General features: G+C 39.4%; 24 protein-coding genes. 16 read left to right on the top strand and 8 right to left on the bottom strand.

The genetic code is table 11. From position 1 onward, the window contains the following. Positions 1 to 52: 52 nt before the first annotated feature. Together ADIARSV_RS07560 and ADIARSV_RS07555 are read left to right on the top strand one after the other, a co-directional pair. Positions 53 to 1,084, top strand: coding sequence for a GntR family transcriptional regulator (locus ADIARSV_RS07560; protein WP_016194858.1), 1,032 nt, complete (start codon positions 53 to 55; stop codon positions 1,082 to 1,084). Positions 1,085 to 1,102: 18 nt separating this feature from the next. Further along, positions 1,103 to 2,884 (top strand): glycoside hydrolase family 15 protein, encoded by a 1,782-nt coding sequence (locus ADIARSV_RS07555; RefSeq protein WP_016194857.1) that lies wholly within the window; start codon positions 1,103 to 1,105, stop codon positions 2,882 to 2,884. Between the two features lie 282 nt (positions 2,885 to 3,166). Here the strand turns inward: ADIARSV_RS07555 and ADIARSV_RS07550 are convergent, their stop codons facing one another. Beyond that, complete coding sequence (locus tag ADIARSV_RS07550; RefSeq protein WP_040299433.1) at positions 3,167 to 5,344, bottom strand: bifunctional alpha,alpha-trehalose-phosphate synthase (UDP-forming)/trehalose-phosphatase; 2,178 nt, start codon at positions 5,342 to 5,344, stop codon at positions 3,167 to 3,169. A 216-nt stretch (positions 5,345 to 5,560) separates the two neighbouring features. Here ADIARSV_RS07550 and ADIARSV_RS07545 point away from each other — a divergent pair, with 216 nt between their 5' ends. Then, the gene (locus ADIARSV_RS07545; RefSeq protein ID WP_016194855.1) at positions 5,561 to 5,848 is read left to right on the top strand and encodes a hypothetical protein; all 288 of its coding nucleotides are present in this window, start codon (positions 5,561 to 5,563) and stop codon (positions 5,846 to 5,848) included. Positions 5,849 to 5,874: 26 nt separating this feature from the next. On the opposite strand, the gene ADIARSV_RS07540 is transcribed toward ADIARSV_RS07545, so the two are convergent. Both ADIARSV_RS07540 and rsmA read right to left on the bottom strand, forming a co-directional pair. Then, on the bottom strand, positions 5,875 to 6,798 hold the full coding sequence (locus ADIARSV_RS07540) for an NAD(P)-dependent oxidoreductase (RefSeq protein WP_016194854.1): 924 nt from the start codon (positions 6,796 to 6,798) through the stop codon (positions 5,875 to 5,877). Between the two features lie 43 nt (positions 6,799 to 6,841). Then, positions 6,842 to 7,645, bottom strand: a complete 804-nt coding sequence (rsmA, locus tag ADIARSV_RS07535; protein ID WP_016194853.1) for a 16S rRNA (adenine(1518)-N(6)/adenine(1519)-N(6))-dimethyltransferase RsmA — start codon at positions 7,643 to 7,645, stop codon at positions 6,842 to 6,844. A gap of 172 nt (positions 7,646 to 7,817) precedes the next feature. Between rsmA and pdxA the strand changes: the two genes are divergently transcribed. From pdxA to rpiB, 9 genes are all read left to right on the top strand, one after another. Further along, complete coding sequence (gene pdxA, locus ADIARSV_RS07530) at positions 7,818 to 8,873, top strand: 4-hydroxythreonine-4-phosphate dehydrogenase PdxA (RefSeq protein ID WP_040299471.1); 1,056 nt, start codon at positions 7,818 to 7,820, stop codon at positions 8,871 to 8,873. 82 nt (positions 8,874 to 8,955) lie between these two features. Further along, positions 8,956 to 9,504 carry a YceD family protein gene (locus tag ADIARSV_RS07525; protein ID WP_040299430.1) on the top strand — a complete coding sequence of 183 codons (549 nt, stop codon included), beginning with the start codon at positions 8,956 to 8,958 and terminating at the stop codon, positions 9,502 to 9,504. Positions 9,505 to 9,522: 18 nt separating this feature from the next. Continuing rightward, positions 9,523 to 9,714, top strand: a complete 192-nt coding sequence (gene rpmF / locus ADIARSV_RS07520; RefSeq protein ID WP_016194850.1) for a 50S ribosomal protein L32 — start codon at positions 9,523 to 9,525, stop codon at positions 9,712 to 9,714. Between the two features lie 15 nt (positions 9,715 to 9,729). After that, complete coding sequence (plsX, locus tag ADIARSV_RS07515; RefSeq protein WP_040299429.1) at positions 9,730 to 10,668, top strand: phosphate acyltransferase PlsX; 939 nt, start codon at positions 9,730 to 9,732, stop codon at positions 10,666 to 10,668. Positions 10,669 to 10,681: 13 nt separating this feature from the next. After that, positions 10,682 to 11,671 (top strand): beta-ketoacyl-ACP synthase III, encoded by a 990-nt coding sequence (locus tag ADIARSV_RS07510; RefSeq protein ID WP_016194848.1) that lies wholly within the window; start codon positions 10,682 to 10,684, stop codon positions 11,669 to 11,671. A gap of 39 nt (positions 11,672 to 11,710) precedes the next feature. Beyond that, positions 11,711 to 12,193, top strand: a complete 483-nt coding sequence (accB, locus tag ADIARSV_RS07505) for an acetyl-CoA carboxylase biotin carboxyl carrier protein (protein ID WP_016194847.1) — start codon at positions 11,711 to 11,713, stop codon at positions 12,191 to 12,193. Positions 12,194 to 12,279: 86 nt separating this feature from the next. Next, a complete protein-coding gene (gene accC / locus ADIARSV_RS07500) occupies positions 12,280 to 13,635 on the top strand; it encodes an acetyl-CoA carboxylase biotin carboxylase subunit (protein ID WP_016194846.1) in 1,356 nt (451 codons plus the stop codon). 48 nt (positions 13,636 to 13,683) lie between these two features. Further along, a complete protein-coding gene (tatC, locus tag ADIARSV_RS07495; RefSeq protein ID WP_016194845.1) occupies positions 13,684 to 14,550 on the top strand; it encodes a twin-arginine translocase subunit TatC in 867 nt (288 codons plus the stop codon). A gap of 48 nt (positions 14,551 to 14,598) precedes the next feature. Continuing rightward, positions 14,599 to 15,021 (top strand): ribose 5-phosphate isomerase B, encoded by a 423-nt coding sequence (gene rpiB, locus ADIARSV_RS07490; protein WP_016194844.1) that lies wholly within the window; start codon positions 14,599 to 14,601, stop codon positions 15,019 to 15,021. A 76-nt stretch (positions 15,022 to 15,097) separates the two neighbouring features. Here the strand turns inward: rpiB and ADIARSV_RS07485 are convergent, their stop codons facing one another. Next, positions 15,098 to 15,571, bottom strand: coding sequence for a hypothetical protein (locus ADIARSV_RS07485; RefSeq protein WP_016194843.1), 474 nt, complete (start codon positions 15,569 to 15,571; stop codon positions 15,098 to 15,100). Between the two features lie 276 nt (positions 15,572 to 15,847). On the opposite strand from ADIARSV_RS07485, the gene ADIARSV_RS07480 reads away from it, so the two are divergent. Next, entirely contained in the window at positions 15,848 to 16,309 is a 462-nt protein-coding gene (locus ADIARSV_RS07480; protein WP_040299427.1) for an FKBP-type peptidyl-prolyl cis-trans isomerase, read from the top strand. Between the two features lie 23 nt (positions 16,310 to 16,332). After that, positions 16,333 to 17,220: an FKBP-type peptidyl-prolyl cis-trans isomerase gene (locus tag ADIARSV_RS20465; protein WP_016194841.1), complete on the top strand. Its 888-nt coding sequence runs from the start codon at positions 16,333 to 16,335 to the stop codon at positions 17,218 to 17,220. Between the two features lie 109 nt (positions 17,221 to 17,329). Here ADIARSV_RS20465 and ADIARSV_RS07470 read toward each other — a convergent pair whose 3' ends face one another. Genes ADIARSV_RS07470 through truA form a run of 3 tightly spaced genes read right to left on the bottom strand, consistent with a single transcriptional unit; the run spans position 17,330 to position 19,681 of the window. Next, positions 17,330 to 18,442, bottom strand: a complete 1,113-nt coding sequence (locus ADIARSV_RS07470) for a M42 family metallopeptidase (RefSeq protein WP_016194840.1) — start codon at positions 18,440 to 18,442, stop codon at positions 17,330 to 17,332. A gap of 50 nt (positions 18,443 to 18,492) precedes the next feature. Then, positions 18,493 to 18,900, bottom strand: a complete 408-nt coding sequence (locus ADIARSV_RS07465) for a GNAT family N-acetyltransferase (RefSeq protein ID WP_016194839.1) — start codon at positions 18,898 to 18,900, stop codon at positions 18,493 to 18,495. Positions 18,901 to 18,922: 22 nt separating this feature from the next. Continuing rightward, positions 18,923 to 19,681 (bottom strand): tRNA pseudouridine(38-40) synthase TruA, encoded by a 759-nt coding sequence (truA, locus tag ADIARSV_RS07460; protein WP_016194838.1) that lies wholly within the window; start codon positions 19,679 to 19,681, stop codon positions 18,923 to 18,925. Positions 19,682 to 19,759: 78 nt separating this feature from the next. Here truA and ADIARSV_RS07455 point away from each other — a divergent pair, with 78 nt between their 5' ends. Both ADIARSV_RS07455 and ADIARSV_RS07450 read left to right on the top strand, forming a co-directional pair. After that, positions 19,760 to 20,227 carry a DUF4293 domain-containing protein gene (locus tag ADIARSV_RS07455; RefSeq protein ID WP_040299426.1) on the top strand — a complete coding sequence of 156 codons (468 nt, stop codon included), beginning with the start codon at positions 19,760 to 19,762 and terminating at the stop codon, positions 20,225 to 20,227. Positions 20,228 to 20,315: 88 nt separating this feature from the next. Then, positions 20,316 to 22,133 (top strand): DEAD/DEAH box helicase, encoded by a 1,818-nt coding sequence (locus ADIARSV_RS07450; protein WP_016194836.1) that lies wholly within the window; start codon positions 20,316 to 20,318, stop codon positions 22,131 to 22,133. 65 nt (positions 22,134 to 22,198) lie between these two features. On the opposite strand, the gene ADIARSV_RS07445 is transcribed toward ADIARSV_RS07450, so the two are convergent. Then, complete coding sequence (locus ADIARSV_RS07445) at positions 22,199 to 22,462, bottom strand: hypothetical protein (protein WP_016194835.1); 264 nt, start codon at positions 22,460 to 22,462, stop codon at positions 22,199 to 22,201. Between the last annotated feature and the right edge of the window lie 6 nt (positions 22,463 to 22,468).

Here is a 22,468-nt window from a genome sequence, read left to right as displayed (position 1 = left end):
GATTAAAAACAAAAATTTAACTTAGCCTCTCCATCGACAGCTTTTATAACGAATGAAACCCATCCGATTCTTTGATCATGTCCGGATTGATGAGTTCTCCGCAACTCCAAAATATCTACAACTTACCAATGCAATTCTCATTGCCATTGAAGCTAGAAAGCTCGATAAAAATGAAATGCTCCCATCTATCAACGAGTTAAGCTATGCGTTAGAAATCTCTCGGGACACCGCGGAAAAGGGCTATAAGTATTTAAAAAAGATAGGAGTGCTGGCTTCCATTCCCGGCAAAGGCTATTATATAGCCAGTACAGAGTTTAGACAAACCCTGCGCATTTGTTTGTTTTTCAATAAACTGAGTAGCCACAAAAAAATCCTTTACGATGCGTTTATTTCCACACTGGGAGAACAGATAGCCGTAGATTTTTATATTTATAATAGCGATTGTACTTTATTCAAGAAATTGCTCAGCAATAAACTCGAAGGATATTCGCACTATGTAATTATTCCTCATTTTTTTGAGGGCGAAGAAAGCGCCTGCCAGATGATCAATTCTATCCCTAAATCAAAGCTGATCATTCTGGATAAAAAAGTCCCTGGTATTACAGGGGAGTATGCTGCCGTATATGAAAATTTCGAAAAAGACATATATAATTCACTTGAACAAGCCAGGGAATCCCTAAGTAAATATCATACCCTTAAACTGATCTTCCCGGCACGGAGTTATTTTCCAAAAGAAATTAAAAAAGGATTTCTTCGCTTTTGTCAGCAATACGCCTTTAATCATAAAATAATAAGCGATATTGTTAATGAGCCCATCCAGGAAGGGGAAGTCTTTATTAATCTGATGGAAAGTGACCTGGTAGCCTTAGTAGAACGCCTCATCTGTCTCGATCTTAAAATTGGAAGTCAGGTAGGTGTAATCTCCTATAATGAGACCCCTTTAAAGCGAATTATATTGGATGGAATTACCACTATATCAACTGATTTTCAGGAGATGGGATCCATCGCCGCAAAGATGATAATCGAAAATTCCAACAAACACGTTGAAGTTCCGTTCTCTTTAATATTAAGGTCATCTTTATAATTTAACAAAACCTTTATAATGAATAAACATACATATCAAACCGGACTGATCGGTAATTGCGCTTTTCTTGCCCATGTACACAAAAACACCGACATTTCCTGGTTATGCTGGCCTCGTTTTGATAGCACATTCGTCTTCGGATCGCTGCTTGATGAAGAAAAAGGTGGCGAATTTACTATCCGTCCTGAGGAAGAATTTACTACCACACAGCACTATATTGAAAATACGAATGTCCTGGTTACCGAAGTGACCTCTGAAAGTGGGATTTATCGAATTACTGATTTTGCACCTCGCTTTAGTAAGTATGACCGCTATTTTAAGCCACTGATGCTGATCAGGAAAATAGAGCCTATAACTGGCACGGCACGCATAAAAGTGAAATGTCGCCCCGTTGCCGAATATGGAAAACGTCAATTAGAGGCTCAAAGGGGAAGTAACCACATTGAGTATGCAGGTGCTGAAAGTGACATGCGTTTAACTACTGATATTCCCATCACCTATATAGTTGATGAAAGCTACTTTGTATTAAATGAGGCTAAATATTTAGTACTCACCTATGGCGCTCCTCTTGAAGCTCCTCTAGTCAGCACCAGTGAAACCTTTTTGAGGGAAACAATCAATTACTGGCAGACCTGGATCAAGTTTTCTTCTATAGCCGGCTTTTTTCAGCAATATGTAATCCGTTCAGCCCTGGTTTTAAAAATTCATCAATACGAAGATACAGGAGCCATTATCGCAGCAAGTACCACCAGTCTGCCAGAATTTGACGGTAGCGGACGTAACTGGGATTACCGCTATTGTTGGTTGCGCGATACTTTTTATGTCATCTCATCACTAAACCACATCGGCCATTTTCAAGAAATGGAACGCTATTTTAACTATGTAGCAGATATTTCGGTGTCCGAAAAGTCGCGCTATCAACCTCTATACCGGATTGATGGCAATAAAAAACTAGATGAGTCAATATTGGATTATCTCGACGGGTACAAAGGAAACAAACCCGTCCGAATCGGTAACCAAGCCAATGAACATATTCAGAATGATATCTACGGACAGGTAATGATTTCGATCATGCCCTTATATACCGATCACCGGTTTGTGTTCAGTGAGCGTAAGGATTCAAGGATGTGGATCTCATCGATCCTGGATAAAATAGAGAGAACTATTGATGAGAAGGATGCCGGGATTTGGGAGTTTCGAAACTTCGCCAACGTACATTGCTATAGTAATTTATTCCAATGGGCAGGTTGTTCAGCGGCAGCAAAAACGGCAGTCACTATCGGGGATAAAGAATTGGAAGCTAAGGCCTTAATGCTGAAAGATAAGGCGGCAGCACATATTGAAAGTTGTTACGACCCAGTACGGAAAGTATATACCAATGCAGCCGGAAGTAGCCATTTAGACGCCAGCACGCTGCAATTAATTATGATGAACTATCTTGATCCTGCATCCGACAAGGCTAAAGATCATCTAAAGGCATTGGAAGCAGAGCTTAAGACCGACAAAGGATTAATTTACCGTTATGTGCACGAAGATGATTTTGGTAAACCAAAAACGACCTTTCTGATCTGTGCTTTCTGGTATGTAGAAGCGCTGGCCTGTGTGGGTAGAATAGAGGAAGCTGTAACCGAGTTTGAAAAACTAATGCAATACGCTAATCATCTGATGTTATTCAGTGAGGATGTGGATGAGGCTACCGGAAGCCAGTGGGGGAATTTCCCTCAGGCCTATAGCCACGTTGGTTTAATGAATGCGGCCTACCGGATCTCTATGAAATTAGATAAGCCAATATTTCTGTAGATTACAGCTTCAGATCTTAAAAGAACACTATCCTTGACGATTCAACATGAACGTGTATAGTAGGATAATGGAATAAGAGAAGAAAGGCTCTGATGGCGTGGCTTTCCCTTGTTTGTTCGCTGGTTGTCCCTTGCTTGTTCGGCACATAGCGAGCAAGCAAGGGACAACCAGCGAACAAGGAAGCCGGGAGATGCAACCAAAGCGTACAGGCTTCTCCTAGCTGATACCTTCTTGTTGGGCGGCAGAACCCTATTGTATTCAATCTCTATAGGAAGAAAATTATTACTCGCTTTTGGCAGCAAGCGTACGTAGAAACTTGCGTACCTCCTTATAATCCTGCAGATAAAAGCGTGCAGCTGAAATATTACTTCCTATTTTAATAGTGTAAGCATCCTCAGGTAAAACTTTAAACATATCTTCATCGGTCTGATCATCACCAAGGGCTAGAATATAATCATAATCATATTTGTCCAGCCATGAGATCACCTTTCCTTTGTTTACTTCATAGTTTTTAATTTCGATCACCTTATTTCCGGACATCATCTGCAAATTCTTATCATCAGTTAAAAAACGCAGGTTGTTCATGAGCTCATTGGCTCTTAATTCGCCTAAACCTTCTTCTACCTTGCGATAATGCCAAACCAGGGAAAAGCTTTTTTCTTCGATAAAGGATCCCGGTGTGCGATCCACATACATTTCGAGTACCGGCATCAGGTCTTGTTTCCACTGATCATTCAAACCTGGTAGCTTGGCCCATTCTTCATTTGCATATTTCTGCCATGCACCATGTTCAGCAATAATATCAATCTGCATGTGCCCAAACCAATCTTCAAGGGTATCGTGGCTTCTACCACTCACAATAACGACATGATTTAAAGGGTCTGCAATCAGTTCGTTAAGAATTTCATACAGGTCATCATCCGGAAAGGCCTGATTTATATTGGTCTTAAAACCTACTAATGTTCCATCGTAATCCAGGAAGATCAATCGTTGTGATGCTTTTCTGTATTCGGTTTCTAAATAGGTCATGGTTATAGGTCCTACGTGTTTAGCTTGCATAGAGGCTTGTAATTCTTTTACTTCTTTGAGTTGATTCATATATATTTTTACCCAATGTCTGACATTAAATTTGGCAACCACCTCACGCATTGGGATCATTCGGCGTTTTTGTTCTTCTATTGGCATACTCAGTGCTTCAATCATTGCCCTGTATAGTTCTCCAACGTTGTTTGGATTTACAATTACAGCATCAATGAGCTCTTTTACAGCACCTGCCATTTCGCTTAAAATGAGAACTCCTGTATTGGCTGTGCGACTTGCCACGTATTCTTTACTCACCAGATTCATTCCGTCGCGCATAGGTGTAACCAAACAAACTTCTGCTACATGATACAAAGCAGATAACATTTCGATCTCAAAAGACCGGTAATAATAATGTACTGGGATCCAGTTTAAAGTTCTGTAACGGGCATTGATATTACCCACTAGTTTATCTATTTCATCGCGAAGTTCTTTATATTGTGGTACGGTATCTCTGGAGGGTACCACAATCATATACATGACCACATGATCTATATATTCGGGATTCTTTTGCAGCAGGATGTCGAATGCCTGTAAACGCTGTAAAATTCCTTTGCTATAATCAAGGCGGTCAATGGACAGGATCATCTTCAAATCCTGAAAGCTCTCTTTTAATAATGCGACATTTTCCAGCACTGTAGGATTGACTGTCAGGGACTCAAACTTCTCTGCATCAATGCCCATAGGGAAGGCCTCAACTACTATTTGACGGTCGTTATAGTTAATCTGGTTGGCTGTTGCATGAACGGGTAGGAGCCGGGTTGTGGAACTAATAAAGTGCCTTGCATCATCGAAAGTATGGAACCCAATCAAATCTGCTCCCAGCATATTTTCCAACAGCTCCGCTCTCCATGGTATGAGTCTGAAGAGTTCATACGAGGGGAAAGGAATATGCAGAAAGAACCCGATTGTAATATCGGGTTGTTCGTCCCTGATTAATCCGGCAAGGAGTAAGAGTTGATAGTCGTGAATCCAAATAATATCCCCGGCTTCTGCCACTTTAAATATAGCTTCTTTAAATTTATGGTTGACGGCTAGATAGCTGTCCCAGTAGCTTTGTTCATAATGTGCATAGGTAGGGTGGTAATGAAAAATAGGCCAAAGTGTTTCATTTGAAAAGCCTTCATAATATAGATTGATTTCATCTTGTGTCAGAAACACAGGGAATAGACTTAAATCTTTTAATTTATCCTTAATTTCATCTTGTTTTTCTGCGGAATTGACTTCAAGACCTGGCCAACCCAGCCACATATTATCTCCTTGTTGATAGATAGAACCAAGGCCTGTAGCCAATCCTCCTTCACTTTGCCTGAACTCTAACTGCCCGTCATTTTCTGTGATTTTTACGGGCAATCGGTTCGATACAATAATAGTCTTCATTACTTATGTTCCTCTGTTTATTAAGACGAAAAATTGCCTTTTGTTACGAATATATAAAAAATGCTTTGACGGTAAGATAGTATAAATTAATTTGTAAAGTGAGTTGTTAACAAAACTTATTCACACTTTTCCATTAAAAGGTGTTGATTTTTAGGAAGATAATGAATATCTTGTGTAGAATATTAAATTGTTTCTCAATCTTCTAAAATGCCTTTTATGACACAGAATAAAGCGTTACTAATAAAAGAATGGATTAAAACAATGGGATTTAAATTAACCAAATCTCATAGTCTGGATCATCATAGAAGAAAGATCAAGTACTACACGCTGGGAAATTTTGGAGTTTACGAACAAACCACATTGCTTGGCAGTAAACTAAACAGTAAAATGAAGTTTACAAGCTGGACTCCCTGGGGAGAAAACATAGAGGTAAATTCGGTTAAAGATCTTTGGCTGGCTTATGAGGATTTTGAAAAATACAACCCTAATTTATTAACAGTCTAGTTTTATATTGCAAAAAAGGAAATTGATTAACGGATCAATTTTAATTTTTCGGCGAGTACTTCAGATATTTTACGATATGACTCGACCGTCCAACCGGCAACATGAGGACTAAGCAGTACTTTTTCGCTTTTCTTCAATTCATTAAACCATTCTATTTCATCCAATGCCGGGAACTTTTCTACTTCTAACACATCTAAACCAGCACCACGTACTTTACCTTGTTTAATAGCGCGCAGCAGTGCAGCGGTATTGACAATTTCGCCTCTTGCGGTGTTTAGTAGAATGATGGGCTTTTTAAAATGAAACAAGTATTCGTCGTCCACCATTTGTTGTGTTTCGCGGGTTAAGGGAATATGTAAGCTCAGGATATCGGCATGTTTGACAATTTGTTCCATGCTTACTTCCTTTGCATAGCGGTTAGAAAAGCCGCTTTTATATTTATCATAGGCAATTACCTCTACTTCGAAACCGCTCAGCTTATGTGCAAAGCTTTGTCCCATGTGGCCGAATCCTATAATCCCCACTGTTTTGTTTTTAAGCTCCAGTCCTCTGTTTCCTTCACGGTCCCAAATTCCATCACGCACTTCGATATCGGCCTTTCGTAAATTGGCGTATAAGGAAAGAAGCATGCCAATGGCATGTTCACCTACTGCATCCTGATTTCCTTCGGGAGCATTGATACAGACGATGTTTCTTGCTTCGGCTGCAAGAAGATTGATATTGTCCATTCCTGCCCCAGCTCGAGCGATAAATTGGATTGAGGTAGCAGCATCAATAAGTTCCTGATCTATATTGAATTTGGTACGAATAGCGATACCGGTATATTCGTGAATGATGGCAAGCGTCTCTGCCCGGGTAATTTCGGGCCGGTCATCCACATGGTAGCCAAACTTTTGTGCTTCTTCTTTAAATATAGGATGCAGTTTATCGGCAATCAGTAATTTCTTCATTTTAGGGTATTTGTTGAATGGACCTGGTCTGAGACCTGATCAATCATTCAGGTGAACTAGCCGGTTGATGAATTCCAGTTGTGATCATGTTCGTTAAGCGGACAAAATCGGCTACGCTTAGGCGCTCTGCCCGAAGTTCAAAGACTGGGTCTTCAGGCATTCTGTCTTTGCTTACCAGCGAGGATAAGGAGTTTCGGAGTGTTTTTCTGCGTTGATTAAAACCTGCTTTTACCACTTTCCAAAAGAGTTTTTCATCACAGTCCAGCGTTTTCACCTCGTTCCTGTTTAGCCGGATGACGGCAGACATTACTTTAGGCGGGGGGTTGAAAACGCCTGGTTTAACGGTGAATAAATACTGTACCGTGTAATAGGCCTGCACAAATACGCTCAGGATTCCATATTCTTTCGTACCGGGGTGTGCATTGCAGCGCTCTGCTACTTCCTTTTGAAACATGCCTACCATCTCAGGAATCTGATCGCGGTTATCTAAGATTTTAAACAGGATTTGTGAGGATATATTATATGGAAAGTTTCCTATGACCGCTACATTTCCAGGAAATATAGCCTGGAAATCGAGCTCCAAAAAGTCGCCTTTTATTAATTTAGTGCCAAGATCAGGGTATTTTTTATTTAAGAATTCGACAGATTCGCCATCCAGATCAATCATATAGGTCTCGTATTGCTTGTTTTGAAGCAATACATCCGACAGTATGCCCATTCCCGGACCTACTTCTAAAACTTGCGAAAAGCGGTTTTCCGGTTTTAAACTGTCAACGATTTTTAGTGCTATATTTTTGTCAGTTAGAAAGTGTTGACCAAGATGTTTTTTTGCGCGTACGGAACTCATGAATATTGGAATTAAAAGAAGGCAACAAAACCCGCTATAAATAAGCGCTGATGGCAGTATACAATCCTTATTTGCAAATTAAGGAATTAAAAGGTAGATATTGTAAGAGAATTTGTCTGTAAAGTGTTTAATTTGTATGATTACGTTTAAGTAATAGAATGTAATGAACTATATGAGTGAGAAAATAAAAATAGGAATTTCAATTGGAGATGTTAACGGAATAGGGCTTGAGATAATTTTGAAAACATTGGTTGATCCTTCCATATATGACTATTGTACTCCCATTGTGTACGGTACTACCAAAGTTGCCTCATTTTACCGCAAGACACTTTCATTAGGAGATTTTAATTTTAATGTAATCAATCAGCCGGATCAGGCAAATCCTAAGCGTGCGAATATGATTAACTGCTGGGAAGAGGAAGTTAAAATTGAGCCTGGAGTAGCAAATGAAATAGGAGGCAAGTACGCTTTTCTTTCACTGGACAAGGCTACCAATGACCTTATAGCAGGAAATATTGATGCTTTAGTAACTGCTCCGATTAATAAACATACGATACAAAACCCGGATTTTGATTTTCCGGGGCATACCGAATATATCCAGCATAAGACAGGGTCAAAGGATTCATTGATGTTTCTTATTGGAGAAGATTTAAAAGTGGGTGTGGTTACGGGACATGTACCGGTTGCTGAAATTGCCAATCATATCACCAAAGAGGTGATCTTGTCTAAACTGGAGTTGATGCGGGATAGTTTGAAAAAAGATTTTTGGGTGCAAAAGCCAAAAATTGCTGTATTAGGGCTCAATCCACATGCTGGAGATAACGGTCTAATTGGCAAGGAGGAATTAGAAATAATCACACCAGCTATTGAAGAAGCGCAGGAAAAGGGCATTTTTGCATTCGGGCCTTATTCGGCAGATGGATTTTTTGCTACAGGAGCACACTTAAAATTTGACGCGGTTTTGGCTATGTATCATGATCAGGGTTTGATCCCTTTTAAATACATCGAATTTCATAACGGAATCAACTTTACGGCGGGGCTTACGGTAGTACGAACTTCTCCTGATCATGGGACAGGGTATGACATTGCAGGTAAAAATCAGGCGTCAGAGAGCTCATTCAGGGAAGCGATGTTCAGTGCCATACATATTGTAAAACGCCGCAGAGAGATTGCTGAGTTATCTTCTAATCCATTAAAAATAAATAAACTGACGAAAGACAGGGACTAAAAGGGTCTGGAGAAACTCTATATTAAAAAAACTTTTTCCAAGTCATTAATTTCAGTAGCTTTGCAGGCTCAATTGCCGTGCTTTGAATTTGTTAAACGAATATAGAATACCCTTTGTAGGATTGAAAATTGGAGAGCATCAATTCAGTTATGAAATTGATGAGCGATTTTTCAATGAGTTCGAGTATTCTCTTGTTAAGACTGGGAAAATAAAGGTTGACCTGACTCTTAATAAGCTGGAAACGATGCTCATACTGGAGTTTGTTGGGAAAGGGAATATCTTTCTGAGCTGCGACAGATGTGTGTCTGATTTTCCGATAGAAGTGAATATTAAAGAAAGGCAGATCGTCAAGTTTACCGGAGATGAGAATCTGGAAGATAATACAGACGATATCGTTCTTTTAGGTAAAAACGAGCATGAGCTGGATGTAGCACCGTTGATATATGAGTATATTAATTTAGGTGTACCGTATTTTAATCGCTGTGATGAACCGGGCAAGACAGAATGGTGCGATAAAGATATGCTGGATAAGTTAGAAAAACTTTCTAACCAGTTACCAGAAGAAAAAGAAGAACAAAAGAGTGAGGCTGACCCGCGGTGGGAAGCTTTGAAGAAGATAAATAACACATAAAATAAACAAACCAGGAAGATGGCACATCCAAAACGGAAAATTTCTAAATCAAGAAGAGATAAAAGAAGAACTCATTACAAAGCTGAGGCCCCTACCTTGTACACCTGTAAAGTTACAGGAGCGGTTCATTTACCACATCATGCATACAATGTAGATGGTAACTTGTACTATAACGGTAAATTAGTTATTGAAAATACCTCTATTGCTTAAGGTAATTTTCGAGAAATGAGAATTGGCTTAGATATAATGGGCGGAGATTTTGCTCCTGACGCGACAGTGTTGGGTGCAATTGCAGCTTATAAAGCCTTAGAACCACAACAAAAGCTCGTACTTATCGGTGATAAAAACCTTGCTCAGCGTGTTTTTGCTGAACAAAATTTTAGTCCTGATCTTATTGAGTTCATTCATACTACGGAAACGATTGGTATGGGTGAACATCCTACAAAAGCAATAACACAGAAACCTAACTCCAGTATTGGAATAGGTTTCAGTATGCTAAAAGCAGGAGAGATTGATTCTTTCTCTTCAGCAGGTAATACAGGTGCGATGCTGGTAGGTGCAATGTTTAGTGTTAAGACTGTTCCTGGCGTGATACGTCCGGCAATATCATCTGTTGTCCCTAAGGTAAAAAAGGGATATGGAATTATGCTGGATGTGGGTGCCAATGCTGATTGTAAACCGGATACACTATTGCAATTTGGTGTGTTGGGGAGTCTTTTCGTTGAAAATATCCATGGGGTTGCTAATCCGCGAGTTGGATTAATCAATATTGGAGAAGAAGAAGGGAAAGGCAATATGTTAATGATTGCTACACATTCACTGATGAAGGAAACGAATCTGTTTAATTTTGTCGGAAATGTGGAGGGCAGAGACATGTTTTATGATAAGGCTGATGTAATAGTTTGTGACGGGTTCACTGGCAATGTGATTTTGAAACTTGCGGAAACATTTTATGATCTTACCAGGAATAGCGGGTTTGAGAATGAATTTTTTGCCAAGTTTAATTACGAACAATATGGTGGAAGTCCTATTCTTGGTGTAAATGCACCAGTAATTATTGGACATGGGATATCAACACCAGAAGCTATAAAAAACATGGTTCTCTTATCGAGAAGTATGATCACAACGAAGCTAATTGATAAAATCAAAGCTGCATTTAAATAATTCATAGAGGATTATGCAAAAAATTAACGCTGCAATTACAGCGGTTCATGGATATGTACCTGATTACATATTGACAAACCATGAATTGGAAACGATGGTGAATACCAACGATGAATGGATAACATCTCGTACCGGTATCAAAGAAAGAAGAATATTGAAGGGTGAGGGTCTTGCTACTTCTGATCTTGCAGTGCCTGCTGTATTGGGACTTCTGGAAAAGAGAGGAATAGGTGCAGATGAAATTGAACTAATCATTTTCTGTACATCTACTCCTGATATGCATATTCCCGCTACAGCAAATATTCTGGCTCATAAAATTGGGGCTGTGAATGCTTGGGGATATGATCTGCAAGCAGCTTGCTCAGGTTTTCTCTTTGGGTTAACAACCGGTGCTCAGTTTATAGAATCGGGAAAACACAAAAAGGTTTTAGTTGTTGGAGGCGATAAGATGTCGTCAATTACTAATTATGAAGACCGCTCTACCTGTATCCTTTTTGGTGATGGTTGTGGAGCTGTGTTACTTGAACCTAATTACGAAGGAAATGGATTAATTGATTCAATTCTTAAAAGTGATGGATCGGGTGCTCATTCTTTATATCTGAAAGCTGGCGGATCTTTAAGACCTGCATCTCATGAAACAGTTGATGCCAAAGAGCATTATGCGTATCAGGAAGGGCAGACTGTTTTTAAGGCCGCTGTTAGAAGTATGGCTGATGTAGCAGGTGAGATTGTAGAACGAAACCATTTAAAACCCGAGGATATAGCCTGGCTAGTTCCTCATCAGGCAAATAAGCGGATAATTGATGCTACGGCCAGTCGTGCAGGTGTTTCTCCTGAAAAGGTAATGATTAACATCGAGCGGTATGGTAATACAACAAATGGAACAATTCCTTTGTGCTTGTGGGATTGGGAAAGTAAGCTTAAAAAGGGTGATAATTTAATTATTGCTGCTTTTGGAGGTGGTTTTACATGGGGCTCTATTTATTTAAAATGGGCATATTAATGACGAAAAGCTTGAATAATAAAAACTTAACCGGTAAAAATGGATATTAAACAGGTTCAGGAACTCATCAGATTTGTAGCAAAGTCGGGTGTTAATGAAGTTTCGATTGAAGAGAAGGATTTTAAAATCACTATAAAGACAAATCAGCAACCTACTTATGTAACTGCTGTAGCACAACAGGCTCCTGTTGCCGTTGCTCAACCTGTACCCGCTGCTCCGGTAGCACCTGTTATTTCAGCAGCTGATGCGAAAGCAATTGCAGCAGCAGAAGATATGGCTAATTATGTCACTGTCAAGTCGCCTATGATCGGTACTTTCTATCGTTCTGCAGGTCCAGACAAAACTTACTTTGTAAATGTAGGTGATGAAGTGAAAGCCGGACAAGTGGTTTGTATCATAGAGGCGATGAAGTTGTTTAATGAAATCGAATCAGAAGTTACCGGAAGGATCGTGAAAATTCTTGTGGATAATTCAAGTCCGGTAGAATATGACCAACCGTTATTCCTGGTAGAACCAGCTTAATTATATTATAAAACGTGCAAATGTGCAGATGTATGTAAATCATCTGCACATTTGCACGTTTTCATATTTGTACATTTGAGTAGATTATGTTTAAAAAGATATTGATTGCCAATCGCGGAGAAATTGCTTTACGTATTATTCGTACGTGTAAGGAGATGGGTATTAAGACCGTGGCTGTATATTCGACTGCAGACAGAGAAAGTTTGCATGTACGATTTGCTGATGAGGCAGTATGTATTGGTCCCCCGGCGAGTAAAGATTCTTATCTTAACATTCCAAATATTATCTCTGCAGCGGAGTTAACCAATGCGGATGCTATCCATCCGGGATATGGATTCCTGTCTGAGAATGCCAAGTTTTCGGCGATATGCCGGGAGTATCATATTAAATTTATTGGAGCGACTTCAGAGCAGATCAATGCGATGGGGGATAAAGCCTCAGCTAAGGAAAGTATGAAAAAGGCGGGTGTTCCAACGATACCGGGTTCTGAAGGATTACTGGAGAGTGTGAAGGAAGGTATCGAGATTGCAAATAGAATTGGTTATCCGATTATCCTGAAAGCAACTGCAGGTGGCGGTGGAAGAGGAATGCGTGTGGTTTGGAAAGATGAAGATTTTGAAGCGGCATGGGATTCGGCACGTATGGAATCGGGTGCAGCATTTGGTAATGACGGTTTATATTTAGAGAAATATGTGGAAGATCCCCGTCATATTGAGATCCAGATTATAGGAGACCAGTATGGAACGGTATCTCATTTATCAGAGCGTGATTGTTCTATTCAGCGCCGCCATCAGAAATTAGTGGAGGAATCTCCTTCGCCTTTTATGACAGAGGCACTTCGTGAAAAAATGGGAGATGCAGCGGTAAAGGGTGCTGTAGCGGTACAATATGAAGGTGCTGGAACTATTGAGTTTTTAGTGGACAAGCATCGCAATTTCTATTTCATGGAAATGAACACCCGTATTCAGGTGGAGCATCCGGTTACGGAAGAAGTGATTAACTACGATTTGATTAAAGAGCAAATTCGTGTAGCTGCAGGAGTGCCTATTTCGGGGCGTAATTACTATCCTGCCATGCATGCTATTGAGTGCCGCATTAATGCGGAAGATCCGGCAAAAGACTTTAGACCATCACCGGGACGGATTACTATTTTCCATTCACCAGGTGGACATGGAGTTCGTGTGGATACCCATGTTTATGCCGGTTACCAGATTCCACCAAATTATGACTCGCTTATTGCAAAGTTAATTTGTACAGGCCAGACGAGGGAAGAGGCGATTTCTACGATGGAAAGAGCGTTAAGTGAATTTGTTATTGAAGGAGTTAAAACAACTATCCCCTTTCATTGTCAACTAATGCGGGATCCAAATTTCAGGGCTGGTAATTTTACTACTAAGTTTATGGAAACCTTCGAATATGTAGAAGAGGAAGAAGAGGATTAGAATTCGATCACAATTATCAATGATGCCAGGTTTCATGTTTAAAAGGTAATGAGCGAAAATAAAAGGAAGAGTTTAATTGAGTCTATAAAAGATAAAGGTAAAACTATAGAGGCTGAGATGTCTTTCTTTGATCATTTAGAGGTTTTAAGATGGCACCTGATCCGGTCAGCTATTGCCATCGTCATTTTTACTTCACTCTCTTTCATTTATTACGACTTCATTTTCGATACGATCATTATGGGGCCTAAGAACCCACAGTTCTGGACGTATCGGATGATGTGTATTGTTGGGCAGAAATTTGACCTTGGTCCTGATTTTTGTATTAAGGATATTCCCTTTAATATCATCAATACGGATATGGCGGGACAGTTTACTCTCCAGATGAACTCTTCCTTACTCATTGGGTTGATATTCGGATTTCCTTATTTGTTATATGAGATCTGGCGGTTTATTAAACCGGGGTTAAACCCGAATGAGAAGAATTCGGCAAGTGGGTTTGTGTTTTATGCCAGTCTGCTTTTTATATTAGGAATCCTTTTTGGCTATTATATTATAGCGCCATTATCGATAAATTTTTTAGCCAATTATACCATCAGTTCGATCATTCAGAATCAGATTACAATTGATTCGTACCTGTCATCTGTGGCTACACTAACTTTAGGAGCAGGAATCACGTTTGAATTGCCAATCGTTATATTTGTGTTATCTAAGTTGGGGATCATGACTCCCACGTTTATGCGGGCGACAAGGCGGTATGCCGTGATTGTGATTCTGATCATTGCTGCGGTTGTAACGCCTACACCGGATATACTGACCATGCTTACTGTAAGTTTTCCACTGTTTTTGCTTTATGAAATCAGTATAGGTGTTTCAGCACGGGTAGACAAAAAGAGGAGAAAAGCAATCGGCGTATAACGGTACGGATTTATTTTGAGATAATATTTTTGAAAGGCAATATATAAAATGACTATAGCAATCGGATCGGACCACGCAGGGTTCGAATATAAAGAATTGGTAAAAGAATTTTTAAAGGAGTACGAGGTAAAGGATTTTGGGACCTATAGTGCTGCATCTGCAGACTATCCTGATTTCGCTCATGCTGTAGCTTCTGCTGTGGAGCAGGGTGCTTATCCGAAGGGTATTTTGATCTGTGGGAGTGCTAATGGAGTAGCGATTACTGCAAATAAACATCAGGGTATTCGGGCGGCGATTTGCTGGACGAAGGAAATTGCTGAACTGGCCCGGTTACATAATGACGCGAATGTGCTATGTATTCCTGCAAGGTTTATATCTTCGGAGGAAGCAATGGCTATTGTGACCACGTTTTTGAATACGGAATTTGAAGGAGGACGGCATGCTACCCGGGTGGGTAAAATAGCCTGTTAAGCGTTTCTGTAAATAATCTGTTAAATAAAAAAAGCTGAACCTTGTGAAAGATTCAGCTTTTTTTATTGCTTTTTATTTAGAATGTTATTCTTACAGATAAACCAAATCCTTCTGGATCGAATTCTGTATTCGGGGTAAACTCAATAGCTGGTTTCCAATCCAATGAAAGATTGATAGGAGCATCGCTGAACTTATAATCCAGACCTAAAACTCCATCTACACTGAAAAGAAAGTCGTTATGATCTGTATGTTTGTAATTATAGTTACCGATTGTAGCACCACCACCATAAAACCATTTCAAGCCAGCAAGGTCATTGATTGGATTATGTACTTCGTATAAACCAGTTAAGCGAAAAGATGAAACTTCATTTCTATCTCTAAAGTTCAGGATGAAATCAAGTGCTTTATCTTGTTCAATAAAGGTTTTGTATGTGATTCCATAGGCATTGCCAACGCGTACACCTAATGCATTTTTGTACTGTGCCTGAGCGGTAGTTCCTGCTAATAAAAGGGCTCCACTAGCTAAAAATAATAATAAAAACTTTTTCATAAACTCATTAAATTATATTACAATGACAATAGTACTGTCCGTTTGTTTGGTTGACAGCATAATATGTGGGTGCAAAAGTATCAGTTTTTTATTAATCAACGTATTGTAAGTGTAAATTATGAGACGAAGTGCTAATGACAGAGGTTGCATGAATAGAAAAATAAAATTTATTAGTGCTTTCTAAGTAATAAAAATTAAGATAATAGAATTTGAAATTTAATAATATAAATTTGCGGCAGGAAGTCGTTGATTTATAAAAGGGACTAATTAATATAAATGAGAAAAATACTTACGGTTGCATTGTTATTCATGGTGATTATTACATCTTGTAAAAAGGATGAGTATGATCAGGCAAAACAGCTAGCGACTGACGAAAAGCTTATAAACGAATTTGTTGCTGCAAATAAAATAGAGAATGTAAAGCGGACAGATGATGGTCTATATTACGTTATTATAGAGCCGGGCACTGGTAGTGTGGTGTATAATGCAAATACTGCGGTAAATGTGAAATATTCAGGACGCTTACTTAACGGTGCTGTCTTTGATTCTAATACCACAGGTACCACTTTAACTCTTGGAGGATTAATCTATGGATGGCAGTTAGGTATTCCCTTGATTCAAAAAGGTGGAAAGATCAGGTTACTCATACCATCTTACTTAGGATATGGACAAAACGCGATTGGCTCTATTCCAGCGAATTCAGTATTAGATTTCGATGTTGAATTAGTGGCAGAGTAATATATATAATTAAAAAAATATTGATGAATTTAAATAAAAAATACCCTTACTTCATAGTACTCTTGTTCATAATATTAACAGCAGCGTGTACAAAAGAGTATGCTACTATTGCTGAAGAGGATGAACAGAATATCCAGGCTTATATAAGCACAAATGGATTAGTGATGCAGAAATATGATACTACTGGTGTTTACTATTCGGTTACGCAAGTGGGAACAGGTCCCGATCTTGACTATACTAAGCAGATTCCATTGGTTTATTCTGTGAAATCTTTAGATGGATCTTATACTAGTCAGGATACTTTCGTTAATCATTATGCTTCCTATTTTGGTTATTTTACTCCGGAAGTCTTGAAAAAGACAATCATGGCTAATTTGATAAAGGAGGGTGGCACTATACGTGTTATTGTTCCTTCACATTTGGCTTATGGTAGAAATGGCAGTGGTCCGATTCCTGGAAATGCAAGTTTAGAGTATACAGTGAAGGTATTGGAGCGGTCTAAGCTAAAGCAGTATGAAAAATCGGTGATTAAGACCTATCTGAGTGCTAACGGCCTTACAGGATTTACAGAATATGATACTACAGGGATCTATTATAAGATAAGTGAAGCAGGTACAGGTACGACTCCAATAGGACTGGATTCTTCAATTACCTTTAATTATACTGGGAGGCTCTTAAATGGGACCGTATTCGAAACCAATGAAGCTATTACTACTATTTTAGGTTCTTATATTCCTTCATGGCAAACGATGATACCTTTGATAAAAGAGGGTGGATCCATCCGTTTTATTGCTCCTTCTTCCTATTCATATGGAATTACAGGATCTGCAGCTACTACAGTTGGCCAAGTTTCAATTCCTCCTTTTGCACCACTTGATTTCGATGTACAGGTTACAACTGTAGCTCCATAGCGCATTTTATAATCTCAAAGAATTTTATATAAAAAAAGGGCAGCCGATATAACATCAGCTGCCCTTTTTATTTGTCCTATGAGTAAATTATAACGATTCCACAATCAATTTATTTTAATGTGCGAAAATCATGCTCTGGATCAATAGCCAAAAGTGTGTTGTAAATCAGGCTAATGACATTATCGACATCTTCTTTATGTACCATTTCGACTGTGGTGTGCATGTACCGAAGTGGTAAGGATATTAAAGCAGATACCACTCCATTATTTGAATAGGCAAAAGCGTCAGTATCAGTTCCTGTCCAGCGCGAAGATGCTTGTCGCTGAAAAGGGATGTTATTATCTTGAGCGGTTTTAACTAACAGCTTGTTGAAGTTGATTTGAACAGAAGGAGCATAGGATAAAACAGGTCCCTTTCCGCAAGCCAGATCACCTTGAGCAGCCTTGCTGATCATCGGTGTTTGTGTATCATGGGTTACGTCAGTGACAATAGCCAGTTGTGGTTTGATGCGGTTAGCAATCATTTCTGCACCTCGCAGACCTACTTCTTCCTGTACCGCATTCACGATATACAGTCCAAAGGAAAGTTCTTTTTTATTTTCTTTCAGGAGTCTTGCAACCTCAGCAATCATAAAACCACCTACGCGGTTGTCTAATGCTCTGCCTAAATAATAGCGGTCGTTCAGCACCATGAATTCGTCTTCATAGGTAATGACGCAACCGACATGGATTCCTAAAGCTTCCACTTCCTGATCGGAGATACATCCGCAATCCAGGAATATATTTTTTAAAGTAGGTGCTTCTTCTTTTTCTCCACTGCGGGTATGGATAGCGGGCCAGCCAAATATGGCTTTTACCAATCCTTTTTCTGTATGAATATTGACGCGTTTTGAAGGGGCTATCTGATGATCAGACCCTCCATTGCGGATCACATATATTAATCCTTCTTTACTGATGTAGTTGACAAACCAGGAGATTTCATCTGCGTGGGCCTCAATGACTACTTTAAATTTTGCGTCTGGATTGATTATAGCAACTGCTGTGCCATAGTTGTCGACAAAATGGGTGTCGGTATAGGGTTTGATGTAATCTAACCACAGGCGCTGTCCTTCCCACTCAAATCCTGTAGGAGAGGGATTGTTGATATAGGGTTCTAAAAATTGTAGTGACTGCTCGGTCACCACTGGAATATGTGTTATCTTTTTATCTTCATCCATAATCATGTTTTTATTGCTGGTAAAATTAGTTAATTGAAATTAGGCAGCAGATTTTTCTATAAAAACAACTCTGCTATTACAAAGTCGTAACCATCCTGATGATACGTTTGATTGGTTTCTTTGAATCCAAACTGGGTGTAAAAGCCTAGTGCATTTACGCGGGCATTGCACCATACCCGGTTGATCTGTTGAGTTTTACTATATTCGAGGATATAACTTAGTAGCTTTTTCCCATACCCTTTGCCTTGCTCCTTTTGAAGGGTAGCGAATTTTCGGAACTGGATTTCATTGTTTTTTTTAAATAATGAAACAACAGATACAAGCTGATTGGCCTGGTCAAATGCTCCCAGATGAATACCTTTCCGGTCATTTGGTAAAGTGAGCTCTTCTAGTGTCTGATCAGGATACATGACTATTTGCCTGATGGGAAGCACTTTTTCTATATCGATTTCTTTAATAATCATTCTTAAGGGTATTAGCAATTGGTCAAAAATTCACGATATAGGGATATTTTACTTCAGTAAGATACAGTCCGCAGGCTGGAACAGAACTGCCGGCGTTAGAACGATCCTTACTTTTAATGACCTCATGGATGCTCTCAGGGCTATTCAATCCTTTACCAATTGGTACTAAGGTGCCCACAATGGCTCTGACCATGTTTCTTAAAAAGCGATCTGCTGAAATGGTGAATTTTAATCCGGTTTGATTTTCTGTCCATTCGGCCCTGACTATTTTGCAGTTATTGGTGAATACCTGCGTATTCGATTTGCTAAAGGAGGTGAAATCGGTATAATGCATCAGCTCTGCAGCCGCTTGATTCATCAGGTTGATATCGAGCCGGTCAAATAGGAGCCATGATCGGTTATGCAAAAAAGGATCTTTGTGGTGATGGATCAGGTATTCGTAAGAGCGCAGGGTAGCATCATAACGGGCGTGTGCCCGATCCTCCACTGGAATAATTTTTTTTATGGCGATTTCATAGGGCAAAAGGGAGTTTAAGCTTTTAATAAAGCGGGCACTCAGCAGGTCATGCTGGTGCGAGTTGTCGATTACATCAAAATGAGCATAAAACTCTCTGGCATGAACGCCTGCATCTGTACGACCGCATCCCAGTGTGTCAATTTTTTGGCGAAGTATGATGGACAATGCCTTATCCAGTATTTCTTGCACCGTAATAGCATTTGGCTGGGTTTGCCATCCATGAAAGGGGTTGCCATTATAGGCTAGTTGAACAAAGTAACGCATATTCAATTTCAAAATTAATAAATCCGGCTCTTCATCCTGAAAAAATAAATATGTAATTTTGGTTAGATAATTAATTATATGCTTCAACGGATACAAACCCTATGGTTGTTTTTGTCAACTACCATGATCTTCGCCTTATTTTTATTCCCTTATCTGCAAATTTTCAATGCGATGGGAACGCCTAAAGTTATAAAAGTGACTGGTGTTTTTGAGAACGTTGGTGGGCAGATTGTTAAAACTGACGATTTTACATTAATCACGATTGTTACAGTTTTATTAGCCCTGCTACCATTTGTAACTATTTTTCTGTATAAAGAAAGGAAGCGGCAAATTACATTAGGGTACATTACCATTGCCTTAATTGTGGCTTATAGTTTCTGGCTGGCTTCAACTGCACAGCAGGTTTTAGGCGATTTGAGGTTGCAGTTTCAAAATTATGGCTTAGGAATCATCTTTTTGCCTCTATCTATTTTCTTTATTATTATGGCTATAAAAGGAATTAGGAGCGATATTAGGCTTTTAAAGTCCGCTGAACGCTTAAGATAGCATTCATTCGGATGTTTAAGCCGGTTTTGCCGAAAATTTTGTTACCTTTGCAGAATACCGTCAATACAGTCGGTTTTTTATTGTTATCATGAACCCATTTAGTACACTGGGTATCCGTCATGATATTGTTAATGCCATAACTGATCTGGGATTTGAAACTCCCACCCCAATCCAGGAACAATCAATCCCGGTTTTACTTTCAGGCAGCAACGATTTTGTCGGATTAGCCCAAACCGGCACGGGGAAAACTGCCGCGTTCGGCCTCCCCTTATTAGAATTATTAGACTTTGACAAAAATTATCCTCAGGCACTTATTTTGTGTCCTACAAGAGAACTATGTCTTCAGATTACCAACGATGTAAAAAACTACGCGAAGAATTTAAGTAATGTTAATGTAGTTGCCGTATACGGTGGTGCGAGTATTACTGATCAGCTTCGTCAGATTAAACGTGGTGTACAGATCGTTGTCGCTACCCCAGGCCGTATGCTTGATATTATCAATCGTAAGGCCATTGACTTCTCACAAGTACGTTTCGTCGTATTGGATGAAGCAGATGAGATGCTCAATATGGGTTTCCAGGAAGATATAGATAGTATACTTTCAACTACCCCTAACGACAAAAAAACATGGTTATTCTCTGCAACTATGCCTGCAGAGGTTCGTCGGATCGCTAAGAAATACATGAAAGATCCGCATGAATTAACTATGGGTAAACAAAATACTGGTAACGTAAATATCGAACATGAATACATTATTATTCGTGCCCGTGATAAATATGCGGCCTTTAAACGTATTGTAGACTTTAATCCAGAGATCTTTGGTATTGTATTTTGTCGAACAAAGCTTGAAACACAGGATATTGCAGAAGCACTTATTAAAGACGGTTATAATGCCGATTCTTTACATGGTGACCTTTCTCAACAACAACGTGATAAAGTAATGAAACGTTATCGTGAAAGAGGACTTCAGTTGTTGATTGCAACGGATGTAGCTGCTCGCGGAATTGACGTAAATGACGTTACTCACGTTATAAATTACTCTCTTCCTGATGAAATTGAAAATTACACGCATAGAAGCGGACGTACAGGACGTGCCGGTAAATCGGGTATTTCAATTGCCATTATCAATGCAAAGGAAGTTGGTAAAATCAGACAGATTGAACGTACATTAGGTAAGAAGTTCACTAAGATTGAAGTTCCAAGTGGATTTGATGTTTGTGAGAAACAACTTTTTGCTTTAATTCATCGTGTTCATAACGTTGAAGTGAATGAAACCCAAATGGAAGGGTACATTACACGAATTATGGATGATCTTAAGGAGATGGATAAAGAGGAAATTATCAAACGTTTTGCTTCTCTTGAATTTAATCGTTTCCTTGATTATTACAAGAATGCACCTGATTTGAATGCTCCTCTTCACGATGATCGTTCAAGTGATCGTGGTGATCGTCCCGAAAGAGGCGAACGTGGTGAAAGATCAAGTCGTCCGCCTAGTGCTGACTTCACCAGATTGTTTATCAATCTTGGATCTGTAGATGAATTTACAAGAGGCGATATGCTTGGTTTTATTTGTAATAACGCTAAGATAAGTGGTAAGTCAATTGGTAAAATCGACTTGAAGGGTGTGTATACATTCTTTGAAGTAGAAAATGCAGTTGCAGAAACTGTTCAACAAAACTTTAAGTCAGTAGACTTTAAGGGACGCACAGTTCGTATCGAACTTGCTGGTGATCGTGATGGTGGAAGTCGTGAACATAGCGGAAGTCGCGAACATAGCGGTGGAAGTCGTGAACGCAGTGGTGGTGGCGGTGGTTACCGTGATTTTTCTGGCAAACGCAAGGAAGATCGTGGTGGTAGCGGCAGATCCTCCAGTGGTGGCGATCGTGAACGTCGTAAACGTTACTAATCATATATTTAAAAAAAGACCGTTGATTTAATCAGCGGTCTTTTTTTATGTTTAATAATTTTTGACTAATCCGTCAGATAAATACGTTTGCCAGCAGGGTCTTCATAGAACTGACGATCGTACATATCGATGTAAAGGTCTTCGCCATTCGGTCCTTTGGCGTTGTTCAAGAGGTTGTCTTTGAGTCTATTGCCGTATTTAATGAGACGGTTCCCTATTCCCTTAGCTGAATTTAGCAATTCGTCGGCCTCGTCTTTTTTGAGAATAAGAGCAACTATTGTAGCAGCTGCTGCTCCTGCAACTACTCCCCAAATGATCATATTTTTCATGGCTGT

Source organism: Arcticibacter svalbardensis MN12-7 (genome assembly GCF_000403135.1).
GTDB lineage: Bacteria > Bacteroidota > Bacteroidia > Sphingobacteriales > Sphingobacteriaceae > Arcticibacter > Arcticibacter svalbardensis.
This window is presented reverse-complemented; position numbering and strand designations above follow the sequence as displayed.